This window comes from Glycomyces albidus (assembly GCF_009451885.1).
GTDB lineage: Bacteria > Actinomycetota > Actinomycetes > Mycobacteriales > Micromonosporaceae > Glycomyces > Glycomyces albidus.
The window spans coordinates 1-12,972 of record NZ_WIAO01000032.1 but is presented as its reverse complement, the minus strand read 5'-3'; the positions used below and the strand labels follow the sequence as shown (position 1 = coordinate 12,972).

The following is a 12,972-nucleotide window of genomic DNA, read 5'->3' as shown; positions in this document are numbered from 1 at the left end:
AGAAGGTCCCGGCCCGTGGGGGCCGGGACCTTGCGCATTCTATGGAGGCGTCCGGGGCGGTTCCTCAGCGGTAGGCGGAGGACTGGAGGGTGTACAGCTCGGCGTAGGCGCCGTCACGGGCCATGAGCTCGTCGTGGGTGCCGGCCTCGGCGATGCGGCCGCCTTCGAGGACGACGATCAGGTCGGCCATGGAGACGGTGGAGAACCGGTGGGAGACCAGGACGGTGACGGTGCCGCGGGCGCGGCCCGCATGGACCTCTTCGGCGAAGCGCTCGAACAGGGCGTGCTCGGTCTGCGGGTCGAGTGCCGCGGTGGGTTCGTCGAAGACGACCAGGAGCGGGTCGGTGCGCATGCGACCCCGGCCGATGGCGAGTTTCTGCCATTGGCCGCCGGAGAGGTCGGTGCCGTCGTCCCAGCGCGAGCCCAGGCGGGTGTCGAGGCCGGAGGGGAGGTCGTCGATGACGTCCTCGGCGCCGGCGCGGGTCATGGCGGCGCGCACGGTCGCGTCGTCGTAGCCGCTTCGCAGGTCGCCGATGCCGACGGTGTCGCGGGCGGTGAATTCGAAGCGGGTGAAGTCCTGGTAGGTCGCGCCGATGCGCTCGCGCCATTCGTGGACGTCGAAGCGGGCCAGGTCGGTGCCGTCGACGGTGATCGCGCCGGCGGTCGGCTGGTAGAAACCGGACAGGAGTTTGACGAGGGTGGTCTTGCCGGCGCCGTTCTCGCCGACGAGGGCGACCACTTTCCCGGCGGGGAGGTCGAGGGTGACGTCGCCGAGGGAGGCGCGTTCGGATTCGGGGTAGGCGAAGGAGACGCCCTCGATGCGGATGCCGTCGGTGATGCGGTCGGGGACGGCGGCGGGGTCGGCGGGGTCGTTCGACTGGGTCGCGTACGCGCGCAGCCACATCAGGCGGGCGCCGAGTTTGCCGGTGCGGACGAGGAGCGCCGACTGGACGGCGATGCCGCCCGCGGCGCCGGCGACCATGCCGATGAGGGAGACGAGGAGGACCACGTCGCCGGCGGTGGCCTGGCCGCGGATGGCGAGGTAGAGGACGATGCCGATGCCGGCGGCCATGCCGATCGCGGAGAGGAGGCCCTCGCCGGTGGCGAGGCCGGCGGCCTTCCACTGGCCGCGGTTGCGTTCGGCGACGACGGCGGCGCCGGCTTCGTGGTGGCGGCGGCCGATCTCGGCGGCGGATCCGAAGACGCGCAGTTCCTTGCCGGATTCGGCGAGGGTGGCGACCTCGAAGAGGTGGCGGCGGCGCCGCTCGGGTTCGCTGGTGGCCTCCTGGACCTTGATCTCGATGTCGCCGGCGCGCTTGGCGATCGCCATCGCGCCGAGGGCGACGAGGGGGAAGACGAGGAGGAGCGGGTGGACGGCGGCGAGGAGGGCGCCGCCGACGCAGATGGTCACGAAGGCGCGCAGGCACTGGGCGAACCAGTTGACGGCGCCGGAGAGGAGCCAGCGGTCCTCGCGGATGCGCTGCACCTGGTCGAGGTGGTCGGGGCGCTCGTGGTGGTCGAGGCCGGGCGGGGTGCCCATGAGCTCCATGACCTCGCGGTCGGAGGCGCGGGCGGTGTGGTCGAGGACGAGGAACACGAGCTTGACGTAGACGAAGACGACGGCCCAGATGAGGGCGACGCCGAGTCCGAGTCCGGCGCCGGCGAGCCAGGCCTCGCGAGTCTGTCCTTGTTGGACGGAGTCGATGAGGACCTTGGTGAGGTAGACGGTGGTCGGCATCAGGACGGCCTGAGCGACACCGAGGACGATCTGGGCGGTGGTGGCCTTCGGGTGGGCGCGGAAGCCGACGGCGAGTGCGTACTTGAGGCCGCGCAGGCCCTTGAGGATGCGGTGGGTCACGGCTGCTCCTGGGTGGGGAGGGTACGGGCGAGGCGGTTGGCCTGCAGCGTGAACGCTTCGGCGTAGCGGCCGCCGAGGGCCATGAGGCCATCGTGGGGGCCGTCTTCGACGACGCGGCCGCCGTCGAGGACGACGATGCGGTCGGCGCGGCGGACGGTGGAGAACCGGTGCGAGATGACGATGGTGGTCAGGCCCGCGGTGATGTCGAGGAACTGCTCGTACAGTTCGGCTTCGGCGCGGACGTCGAGGGCCGCGGCCGGCTCGTCGAGGATGAGGACCTTCGCGCCGGCCTGGACGGCGAAGAGGGCGCGGGCCAGCGCGATGCGCTGCCATTGGCCGCCGGAGAGGTCGGTGCCGCCGTCGTATTCGCTCGACAGGACGGTGTCGAGTCCGTCGGGGAGCGATTCGATGAGGGCGCGGATGCCCATGGGTTCGCAGGCCTTCCAGATGCGGTCGGTGTCGCCGGCGAGGTGGGGAGCGCCGAACGCGATGTTGTCGCGGACGGTGAGCTGGTAGCGGGTGTAGTCCTGGAAGAGGGCGGAGAGCCGGGTGCGCCAGGCGGCGGGGTCGACGCCGGCGAGGTCGGTGCCGTCGACGGTGATGCGTCCTGCGGTGGGTTCGTAGAGGCCGGCGAGGAGTTTCACGAGGCTGGTCTTGCCGGCGCCGTTGTGGCCGACGATGGCGAGGGAGGTGCCGGCTTCGATCTCGAGGTCGAGGCCGGCGATGACGGGCCGGTCGGAGCCGGGGTAGGCGAAGTCGACGGCTTCGAAGCGGATGGCGTGTTCGGGTGCGGCGGCGGGGAGTTCGGCGGTGACGGTGCGTTCGCCTTCGGTGAGGCGGTCTTCGAGGGCGAGGACCTTGGGGACGGGGAGGGCGCCGAGGCTGAGGAAGGCGGCGGTGTCGTCGAAGGCGGAGAAGCTGAACATGGTGGTGAGGGCGACGAGGTAGACGGCGAGGGCGGCGAAGCCGACGGTGCCGGTGAGGCCGGCGTCGGCGAGGGCGAGTGCGGTTGCGGCGGTGAGCACGAGGAGGGTGCCGATGACGCCGACCGCGGTGGCGGGCCGGAGGCGCTGGTGGCGGCCGGCGTAGGCCATGCGTTCGTTCCACTGGCGGTCGTAGCGGTCGAGGAGCCAGCCCATGAGGCCCCAGACGCGGATCTCTTTGGCGGGGGCGGCGGTGATGGCGAGGTCGCGGAGGTATTCGGTCTCGCGCATCTCGGTGGAGCGCATGTAGGAGGTGCGGCCGACGCGGGTGTAGTCGGCCTGCATGGCGATGAAGATGGCGGGCCAGGCGGCGAGCCAGGCGAGGCCGATCCAGGGGTTGAAGAGGCACAGGACGATGGAGGCGCCTGTGGCGGAGAGGAATTCGGGGGCGATGGCGGCGAGGCCGCGGATGGCGCGTTCGGGGCGGATGAAGTCGGCGCCGAGCTGGCGGGCGATGCGCAGGAGGGCGAGGACTTCGTCGTCTTCGAGGTGGGCGATGCCGACGGGGCGGGCGACGGCGGCGAGGAGGCGGTCTTGGAGGAGGAGTTCGAGGTCGCGGCCGAGGTTGTAGGCGACGGCGTTGTGGAGGTTGGCGACGAGGCGTCCGGCGAGGAGTGCGGCGACGCCGGCGGCGAGGAGGAGGTAGGCGTCGCGGGCTTCGGGGGAGCCGGGTCCGGCGTCGGCGGCGGCGGGGACGGCGCCGATGAGGAGGCCGGTGGCGATGGTCATGGCGAGCGGGAGTGCGGCGGTGAGGACGGTGGTGGCGGCGAAGAGCGCGGTGCGGGGGCGGCTGATGCGGGGCAGGAGTCGGACGACGGCGAGTACGGCGCGGCCGGACTCGAAGCGGCGCTGCCCGCTGTTCTCGGGGGATGCCATATGAATCCATTCATGATGTCATGATGACGGTGCGATGACACCATATCAGAGTCGTGGCGAAAGCGCATGCCGGTTCAGTGCGCGCGCCCGGACGCGCCGCGGAGCGGCGGGTAGGCTTGGCCCTCGTGTCAGCGCCCAATCTCGTCAACCTCGAAACCGTCTCCAAGGCCTACCCCGACCAGGTCGTCCTCGACGCGGTCTCCCTCGGCATCGCCGCGTCCCAGCGGATCGGCGTGGTCGGCCGCAACGGCGACGGGAAGTCGACGCTGCTGAAGCTCATCGCGCGCTCCGACGGGAACGGCCCGGTCGAGCCCGACTCGGGCCGCGTCGTGCACACCGGCGGCACCCGCGTGGCCGTGCTCGGCCAGACCGACTCCCTCGACGGCGCCGCGACGGTGCGCGAGGCGCTGTTCGGCGACGCCGACGCCCACGAGTGGGCGTCCTCCCCGCGGGTCCGCGAGATCCTCACCGGCCTGTTCGGCGGCCTCGACGCGCCCGCGCTCCCCGACGGCCTCGACTCCCGGATCGGCGTCCTGTCCGGCGGCGAGCGGCGCCGCACCGACCTCGCGCGGGTCCTCACCGCCGACGCCGACCTGCTCCTCCTCGACGAGCCCACGAACCACCTCGACATCGAGGGCATCGCCTGGCTCGCCGGGCACCTGAACGCCACCCGCGCCGCCGTCGTCGTGGTCACCCACGACCGGTGGTTCCTCGACGAGATCTGCGACCGCATCTGGGACGTCCAGCGCGGCAGCGTCTTCGAGTACGACGGCGGCTACTCCGCCTACGTGCTCGCCCGCGCCGAGCGCGAGCGGCAGGCGAACGTCGCCGAGGAGAAGCGCCAGAACCTCATGCGCAAGGAGCTCGCGTGGCTGCGCCGCGGCCCGAAGGCGCGCACCTCGAAGTCGAAGTTCCGCATCGACGCCGCGAACGAGCTCATCGCGAACGAGCCGCCGCCGCGCGACACCGCCGAGCTCGTCAGCTTCGCGACCGGGCGCCTCGGCAAGACCGTGTTCGAGGCCCAGGACGTGACCGTCAAGGCCGGCGACCAGACGCTCCTGGAGCACCTCGACTGGATCCTGGGGCCGGGCAAGCGGATCGGGCTGCTCGGCGTGAACGGCGCCGGGAAGACCTCGCTGCTGCGCACCCTCGCCGAGGCCGCCGGCTGGGGCGGCGCCGGCGAGCGGCAGCCGGCTGCCGGGCGGATCAAGGTGGGCCGGACCGTGAAGCTCGCGTGGCTGACGCAGCACATGGAGGACCTCGACGGGTCCTGGCGGGTCCTCGAGGCGGTCGAGGCGGTCGCCAAGCGGGTCCAGTTCGGGAAGAAGGAGATGACCGCCGGCCAGCTCGCCGAGCGGCTCGGGTTCGTCGGCGGCCGCCAGCGCACCTTCGTGCGCGACCTCTCCGGCGGCCAGCGGCGGCGGCTGCAGCTCGCGCGGCTGCTCATGGCCGAGCCGAACGTGCTGTTCCTCGACGAGCCGACGAACGACCTCGACATCGAGACGCTGACGCAGCTCGAGGACCTGCTCGACGACTGGGCGGGGACGATGGTGGTGGTGAGCCACGACCGGTACTTCACCGAGCGGGTCGCCGACGAGACGTGGGCGCTGCTGGGCGACCGGCGGCTGCGGATGCTGCCGCGGGGCGTCGACGAGTACCTGGAGCGGCGCGGCGCGGTCAAGCGCGCCGACAAGGGCCCGGGCGCGGAGAAGCCCGCGGCCGCGCAGGCCGCGGCGGCGCCGTCGGGCGCGGCGGACCGGGCGGTCCAGAAGGAGCTGTCCAAGTTGGAGCGGCGCCTGGAGCGGACCGAGGAGAAGATCGCGGGCGTGCACGCCGAGATGGCCGAGTTCGCGACGGACCCGGCGAAGCTCGCGGAGCTGCAGGGGCGGCTGTCGGCGCTCGAGGCGGAGCGCGGCGAGATCGAGGACCGGTGGATGGAGCTTGCCGAATAGGCGGGAGCCGTTGCCGCCCTTCGGGGTTCTCGACCGGTCGCGGGAATCCGGAGGCGGCCGCGGCGGGTCATGGCCGTGTGACGGAACGAAACATCCTACCAGTCTCCAACGCTCCCATACCGGTTGGTAACCGACTCTTCATTCAGTGATTTATGGGGGTCTTCCAGGGTCTTCACTTTATGTTGTGACTTCCCTAACCTCGGTTTGAAAGCCCGAAAGGGCCGGTTCCACCGAACTGTGTCTTCCGCGCCTTGCGTCCCATCGCTTCGCTTCGCGCGGTGAACAACTGAACCGAGAGGGAGTACCCCCCTATGACCGTCTCGCCCCGTTCCGTCCGCCGAATATCCGCCGCAGCGCTCGCAGGCGCGGCCGCGGCCGGCTCCATCACCTTCGGCGGCCTCGCCGCCCACGCCGACCCGGCCGCCGAGATCCTCGGCGCCGCCTCCCCCGACGCGATCGCGGGCGAGTACATCGTCGTCATGGACGACGCCGCCGCCTACCGCGAGGCCGACGAGATCGCAAGCGACGCAGGCGCATCGGTCGTCGACGGCTACGAGCACGTCGAAGCCGTCCTCGTCGAGGCCAGCGAATCGGAGGCCCTCGAACTCGCCGGCGCCGACGGCGTCGCGTTCGTCGAGCAGAACGCGGTCGTCACGGTCGCCGACGTGCAGCCGAACGCCACCTGGGGCATCGACCGCATCGACCAGCTCGACCTCCCGCTCGACGGGAGCTACGAGTACCTCGGCGACGGCACCGGCGTCCACGCGTACATCGTGGACACCGGCATCAACGCCTCGCACTCCGAGTTCACCGGCCGCGTCGGCAACGGCTACGACTTCATCCAGAACGACTCGACCCCGCAGGACGGCAACGGGCACGGCACCCACGTCGCCGGGACCGTCGGCGGCACCACGTACGGGGTCGCGAAGAACGTGACCCTCCACGGGGTCCGCGTCCTCGACAACGCCGGCTCGGGCACCACCGCGGGCGTCGTCAACGGCATCAACTGGGTGGCGGCCAACGCGATCAAGCCGGCCGTCGCGAACATGAGCCTCGGCGGCGGCTACTCCGCGTCGCTGAACAACGCGGTCACCCAGGCGGTCGCCTCCGGCGTCACCTTCGCGGTCGCCGCCGGGAACGAGGACCAGAACGCCTGCAACGTCTCCCCGGCCTCCGCGCCGGCGGCGATCACCGTCGCCGCCAGCGACCGGACCGACACCCGCGCCTACTTCTCCAACTTCGGCTCGTGCGTCGACGTGTTCGCGCCCGGCGTGGGCATCACCTCCGCGTGGCACACCTCCGCGTCCGCCACGAACACGATCTCCGGCACCTCGATGGCCTCCCCGCACGTCGCGGGCGCCGTCGCGGTCTACCTGGACCTCAACCCGGGCGCGACCACCGGCGACGTGGCCGCGTGGGTGACCGGCAACGCCGGCGCCGACCGCGTCTCCGACGTCCAGGGCAGCCCGAACCTCCTGCTGTACACCGGCACCGGCGACGGCGGCCCCGACCCGAGCGACTGCGTCAGGACCAACTCGACCTCCACGGCGCTCCCCGACCGCGCCACCGTCACCTCGACGCTCGCGGTCGACTGCACGGGCACCGGCCGGACCACCTCCAAGGTGTCGGTGAACATCACCCACACCTGGCGCGGCGACCTCGCGATCTCCCTGATCGCCCCCGACGGCACCAGCTACACGCTCAAGACCGCCTCGAGCGGCGACTCGGCCGACAACGTCATCGCGACCTACCCGGTGAACCTGTCGAGCGAGAACGCCGCCGGAACGTGGACCCTGCGCATCGCCGACGCCTACGCCGGCGACTCCGGCCGGCTCAACAGCTGGACCCTCGAGATCTGATCCGCCCCCGACAACTGAATAGCGGGTGACCGGGGCGGGCCCCTCCCCGTCGGTCGCAGCGGTCGCACCGGCGACCTGGAGCCGTCGCACCGGCGGCCGCCCGACCGGGCCCCGCCCGGCACCCGCCCCGGCAGACTCGGCGCCGCAGTCCGGAACGGACTGTCCGCCGACCGCGGTCCCCGCACCTCCTCCCACACTCCCGTCCCGGCACCGGACGCGCCGGGACCACCCGAAGGGATCGAATGTCCATGTCACCCATGAGAAAGAGGATGAGCGCCGCTGCGGCGCTCACCGCCGCGGCGCTGACGGCGCTCGCGTTCACCGCCACCGCGGCCGAGGCCGAACCGAAGTACGGCTCGATCCTCGGCACCGACGCCGCCGGGGCCATCCCCGGCGAGTACATCGTCGTCCTCGAAGACGACGCGTCGTTCTCCGCCGAAGTCCGCAGCGCCGAAAGCGACGGCGCCGACGTCGTCGAGACCTACCGGGGCGTCGACGCGTTCCTGGTCGAATCGACCGAGCTCGAAGCCCGCGAGATCGCCGCGCAGGACGGCATCGCGTTCGTCGAGCAGAACGCCGCGTTCACCACCCAGGCCACGCAGACCGGCGCGACCTGGGGCATCGACCGCATCGACCAGCGCAACCGGCCCCTGTCGGGCACCTACACCTACAACTACACCGGCGCGGGCGTCCACGCGTACATCGTGGACACCGGCATCAACGCCACCCACACCCAGTTCACCGGGCGGATCGGGAACGGCTACGACTTCATCCAGAACGACTCGACCCCGCAGGACGGCAACGGCCACGGCACCCACGTCGCCGGAACCGTCGGCGGCACCATCCACGGCGTCGCGAAGAACGTGACGCTGCACGGCGTCCGGGTCCTCGACAACGCCGGCTCGGGCACCACCGCCGGCGTCATCAACGGCATCAACTGGGTCCGCAACAACGCGATCAAGCCCGCCGTGGCCAACATGAGCCTCGGCGGCGGCTACTCCGCGTCGCTGAACAACGCGGTCACCCAGGCGGTCTCGTCCGGCGTCACCTTCGTGGTGGCGGCCGGCAACGAGTCCACCAACGCCTGCAACCGCTCCCCCGCCTCGACCCCGACGGCCATCACCGTCGGCGCCACCACCTCCACCGACGCCCGCGCCAGCTACTCGAACTACGGCACCTGCGTCGACGTCTTCGCGCCCGGCTCGTCCATCACCTCCACCTGGCGCACCAGCAACACCTCCACCAACACCATCTCGGGCACCTCGATGGCCTCCCCGCACGTCGCGGGCGTCGCCGCCCTGTACCTGCAGGCCAACCCGAGTGCGTCCCCGTCCGCGGTGTCGAGCTGGATCACGAGCAACGCCACCACCGGCGTCGTGACCAGCCCCGGCACCGGCAGCCCCAACCGGCTGCTCTACTCCTACCTCTGATCCGCCGAGCGGCCCCGCCGCTCACGGAACGGGTTGCGGCCCTGCGAGCTCCGGCACGCAGGGCCGCAACCCGTTCGTCTGTTTCGGACCGTTGACGGGAGTTGCACATTCACTGATACATAAATCCGATACAGACCCTTTACACGATTTGTTCTCTCGTTTAGGCTCACTGCCAGGGTCTGACGGCCCGTCGCACGGCCGCAGCGCCCGGACGGGTGACGCGGGCCGGGCCGAGGGGGCCCGGTCCGCTGCTCCCGCCCCCGCGCCCGGCCTCCGGCCCGCCGCGGACCCGGGGCCCCTCCCCCGCTCCCCCCGGAGCACCGGGCCCCACCGGACCACCCTCCCCCCGGGGGCCGCGGCCCAAGCACCGCGACCGCCGGAGACAACCGAAGGAGTTCCTCTTGTCAACGGCAGGAACCAGAAAGCCCCAGCGCCGACACGTGCGCGCCGCTGCCGCCATCGCGGCCGCAGCGGTCGCCGCGGGCGGCTCCGCCATCGCCGCCACCTCGTTCGCGAACGCCGGGGAACCGGCCGGCGCGACCATCATCGGCGCCGACTCCCCCGACGCCATCGACGGCTCCTACATCGTCGTCCTCGAGCACGACGCCGCCGGGCTCGGCGCCCTCGCCGACGACCTCGGCGTCGACGTCGAGATCGAGCACACCCTCGACACCGTCAACGGGTACGTCGCCGAGCTCACCGAGTCCGAAGCGCTCGAACTCGCCGCGGACGACGACGTCGCCTACGTCGAGCAGGACCAGGTCGCCCACATCACCGAAGTGCAGGCCGACCCGCCGTCCTGGGGCCTCGACCGCGTCGACCAGGCCGCGCCGCCGCTCGACTCCGCGTACTCGTACACGCAGACCGGCGCCGGCGTCGAAGCGTTCGTGCTCGACACCGGCCTCAACGCGACCCACACCGAATTCGAAGGGCGCGTCGGCGAAGGCTACGACTTCATCGACGACGACGCCGACCCCGCCGACGGCCACGGCCACGGCACCCACGTCGCCGGCACCATCGGCGGCACCACGTACGGCCTCGCCAAGGACGTCACCATCCGCCCGATCCGCGTCCTCGACGACAACGGCTCGGGCTCCTACTCCGCCATCATCGCCGGCATCGACTGGGCCGCCGAGAACGCCACCGGCCCGGCCGTCGCCAACATGAGCCTCGGCGGGTCCTTCAGCCAGGCCCTCAACGACGCCATCGCCGCCGCCGTCGACTCCGGCGTCACCTTCGCGATCGCCGCCGGCAACGACGGCCGGGACGCCTGCGACGCCTCCCCGGCCTCCGAGCCGAGCGCGATCACCGTGGGCGCCACCGACGAGAACGACGCCCAGACGAGCTGGTCGAACTACGGCGAATGCGTCGACATCCTCGCCCCCGGCGCCGGCATCACCTCGGCCTGGATCGGCGCCGACGACGCCGAGAGCACCATCTCCGGCACCTCCATGGCCACCCCGCACGTCGCCGGCGTCGCGGCCCTCTTCCTCGAGGCCGACCCGGACGCCACCCCGGACGAGGTCGCCACCGCCCTCACCGGCGGCGCCGTCCCCGACGCCGTCACCGGCACCAACGGCAGCCCCAACCTGCTGCTCAACACCGCGTTCCTGGGATAGCAGGCTAGGAACGGCACGGCCCGGGACGGACAGCCCGGGACGGTGACGGTCCGGCCTGACCGAACCCGGATCGACAGGGCCCGCGCCTTCCGGCGCGGGCCCTGTCGCGTTGCGCCGCAGCCGAGCTCGTCGGAACCGCCCGCGCACCGGACGGCGTGCGGCGGCCGGACGCGGTCACCGCGGCCGGTCGCGAAGCGGCCGAAGCGGCACGGCGCACCGCCGCCCGAACCCCGACGCTCCGAGGGGCACCGCCCAAGTCGGTCCGCTCGCCGACCGCTCATGAGCGCGCCGGCGGGCGTTCAGGCCCCGTTGTCCTCGCACCACTGCGCCCACGTGATCGCGCCCTCGCCGAGCTGCTCGGCCCAGAAGGAACTCCAAGACGTCCGGCTCGGGCCCGGCTCGTCCGGGGCCGCGGTGTAGAGCGGGTAGTCGGCGCGGACCGCGTCCTTGATCCACAGCTCAAGCTCCTCGAACCCGCCGAGCGTCCACGACCGCGCGTGGTAGACCGCGCCCGCGCCGTGCGTCGCCGCCTCCGACAGGCCCGTGAACGGCGGCCACGGGCCGACCCGGGTCCACGAGTTCACCACCGGCATCGCCCCCTCCGGGACCCGCCGGCCGCGGCAGCCGTCGACGACGTCCTCATCGACCATGAAGTCGAACAGCTCCCAGGTCGTGTAGACCCCGCCCGGCAGGCCGAAGTCGTCGCCGAGCGTCGCCGCCAGGTCGGTGCGCGGCGGGATGTCCAGCGTCCACACGAACTGCCCGTGCGCCGCGCGCGCCGGCGGGCCCGTGAACGCGGCCGTGATCGGGAACGGCCCCTGGTTCACGGCGTCGTTGTGGACCGGCACCACCGGGTACGTGCGGCCGTCGACCGGGTTCGCCCACTCGGTGAGCACCATCGCCGGATCGGCGGGGTCGGTGTAGAACACCAGCTCGCGGGTGAGCAGGTGCAGTCGGTCCGTGCCCGGTTCGCGGTACAGGCGGCGGATGTTGAAGCCCTCGAAGCCGAACAGCTTCGCGCCGTGCCGCAGCGCGGGGGCGAGCGCGTCGCCCGGGACGTCCGCGTACACGGCCCCGGAGATCCGGTAGACCATATCGCCGCCGTCGGGCCGCCCCAGCAGCCGCAGGTAGGCGCGGCCGAAGACCGACTCCACCAGCTCGTACAGGGGCGCGGGGTGCGTCGGGTCCTGGTGCGGCATGGGGACTCCTTCGGTGACGCGGACGGATCCTCCAGTGTGGTTGATTCCAAACTGGGCGTCAACGCCGGAGCGCGCGCTTGGTCCCTGTCGATCCAGTCGACCGAGTAGGGTTCGGGCAGGGCGGTCCGAGTGCAAGTCTGCGGCGGATGGTTGGTCGTCGTTGAGGCGGCAGAGGGTCGTAACGCGTCCGCCCGCTCTTGACACGCCGTACTCCGCAAGAGACTCTGCGGCCGACCGGTTCGCAATGGCCACCGAGCAATTTGCGGGGTGCGTCGGGCTCGATGCCGCACTTGGTTTCGGCTTCGCTTCAGGACGGGCCGTCGAGGCGGCGACGACAAGGCCGCGCTCGGATGGGGCGGGTTCGCAGCCGACCGGTTCGCGATGGCCACCGACCATGCAGGGCGCACCGAACTCTCTGCCGCACTGCCGGTTTCGGCTTTGTGCGCCGTGTGGGACCGGGCCGCCGGGTCGGTTGCGGTGGCCGGGACGGCGGTGTTCCGGGTTCGGGCGGCGGCGACGGAGAGGGCATCACCGATCTGGGGCGGACGGCGGCAGTTCCGGTCCATTGTGGCAGCGGTCCGGGCGCGATCTGGTCACAGTTCCTGTTGCACCGCAAGCATCTTGGCTCGCACCGATGAAACTCCCTCATCAAAGTTCACTCCACCGGGTGTTGCCACCACCAGCCACATCGAGTCACTATTGACTCACACGATTCGCACACGCTGACGGAAAACCGCACCGCATTCGAGAACAGCAGGAGGGAGGCGAACCCCATGGCGACCACCACGACCCGCACCGCTCCCCGCACCGTCCCTGTCGCCACGGTCCCGCCTCCCGCCCGGGCGCTCGCTTCGGCCTCCTCGGCCCTGGCCTCCCGGACCGAGGCACCCGCGCAGGCGGCAGCGGTCCGGGCAGTGCTCGACGAGGCCGCGGCGGCGATCAACGCCCACCACGCCACCGTGCTCGGTGCGGTGATCGCAGCCAAGCGGGCGAACCTGCACCGCACCTGCTTCGGGTTCTCGGCCCTGCGGGACTGGCTGGTGTCGGCCTTCGACTTCCACCGCCAGACTGAGGTGTAACAAGGATGTTGGACACGGATCCTGATTTGAGAGGATCGTGTCCATGCCCGCGAAGCGCCGGAAGTTCAGCCCGCAGTTCAAGGCGGAGGCTGTGCAGATGGTCGTCCAGACCGGTCG

Annotated in this window: 8 protein-coding genes; 5 read left to right on the top strand and 3 right to left on the bottom strand. The window is 71.8% G+C overall.

Translation table 11 applies throughout. The annotated features are described in order from the left end of the window. Positions 1 to 64 precede the first annotated feature (64 nt). A complete protein-coding gene (locus GFD30_RS28070) occupies positions 65 to 1,858 on the bottom strand; it encodes an ABC transporter ATP-binding protein (protein WP_153027072.1) in 1,794 nt (597 codons plus the stop codon). Then, positions 1,855 to 3,717 carry an ABC transporter ATP-binding protein gene (locus GFD30_RS20645; RefSeq protein WP_153027071.1) on the bottom strand — a complete coding sequence of 621 codons (1,863 nt, stop codon included), beginning with the start codon at positions 3,715 to 3,717 and terminating at the stop codon, positions 1,855 to 1,857. Before GFD30_RS20645 ends, GFD30_RS28070 begins: the two co-directional genes overlap by 4 nt. Before the next feature lie 125 nt (positions 3,718 to 3,842). On the opposite strand from GFD30_RS20645, the gene GFD30_RS20640 reads away from it, so the two are divergent. The 4 genes from GFD30_RS20640 (at position 3,843) to GFD30_RS20625 (ending at position 10,577) form a co-directional block, all read left to right on the top strand. Further along, the gene (locus GFD30_RS20640) at positions 3,843 to 5,669 is read left to right on the top strand and encodes an ABC-F family ATP-binding cassette domain-containing protein (protein WP_322633458.1); all 1,827 of its coding nucleotides are present in this window, start codon (positions 3,843 to 3,845) and stop codon (positions 5,667 to 5,669) included. A gap of 311 nt (positions 5,670 to 5,980) precedes the next feature. Next, positions 5,981 to 7,528, top strand: coding sequence for a S8 family serine peptidase (locus GFD30_RS20635; protein WP_153027069.1), 1,548 nt, complete (start codon positions 5,981 to 5,983; stop codon positions 7,526 to 7,528). Positions 7,529 to 7,797: 269 nt separating this feature from the next. Continuing rightward, positions 7,798 to 8,958: a S8 family peptidase gene (locus tag GFD30_RS20630; protein ID WP_227996755.1), complete on the top strand. Its 1,161-nt coding sequence runs from the start codon at positions 7,798 to 7,800 to the stop codon at positions 8,956 to 8,958. Between the two features lie 401 nt (positions 8,959 to 9,359). Next, on the top strand, positions 9,360 to 10,577 hold the full coding sequence (locus GFD30_RS20625) for a S8 family peptidase (protein ID WP_153027067.1): 1,218 nt from the start codon (positions 9,360 to 9,362) through the stop codon (positions 10,575 to 10,577). A gap of 299 nt (positions 10,578 to 10,876) precedes the next feature. On the opposite strand, the gene GFD30_RS20620 is transcribed toward GFD30_RS20625, so the two are convergent. Beyond that, on the bottom strand, positions 10,877 to 11,776 hold the full coding sequence (locus GFD30_RS20620) for a DUF1838 family protein (protein ID WP_153027066.1): 900 nt from the start codon (positions 11,774 to 11,776) through the stop codon (positions 10,877 to 10,879). A 773-nt stretch (positions 11,777 to 12,549) separates the two neighbouring features. On the opposite strand from GFD30_RS20620, the gene GFD30_RS20615 reads away from it, so the two are divergent. Continuing rightward, entirely contained in the window at positions 12,550 to 12,855 is a 306-nt protein-coding gene (locus GFD30_RS20615) for a hypothetical protein (RefSeq protein WP_153027065.1), read from the top strand. Positions 12,856 to 12,972 lie beyond the last annotated feature (117 nt).

Coding starts and splice junctions, on each gene's coding strand:
- GFD30_RS20620 (WP_153027066.1), bottom strand. CDS start 11,776: ATGCCGCACCAGGACCCGACGCACCCCGCGCCCCTGTACGAGCTGGTG.
- GFD30_RS20615 (WP_153027065.1), top strand. CDS start 12,550: ATGGCGACCACCACGACCCGCACCGCTCCCCGCACCGTCCCTGTCGCC.
- GFD30_RS20635 (WP_153027069.1), top strand. CDS start 5,981: ATGACCGTCTCGCCCCGTTCCGTCCGCCGAATATCCGCCGCAGCGCTC.
- GFD30_RS20645 (WP_153027071.1), bottom strand. CDS start 3,717: ATGGCATCCCCCGAGAACAGCGGGCAGCGCCGCTTCGAGTCCGGCCGC.
- GFD30_RS20630 (WP_227996755.1), top strand. CDS start 7,798: ATGAGCGCCGCTGCGGCGCTCACCGCCGCGGCGCTGACGGCGCTCGCG.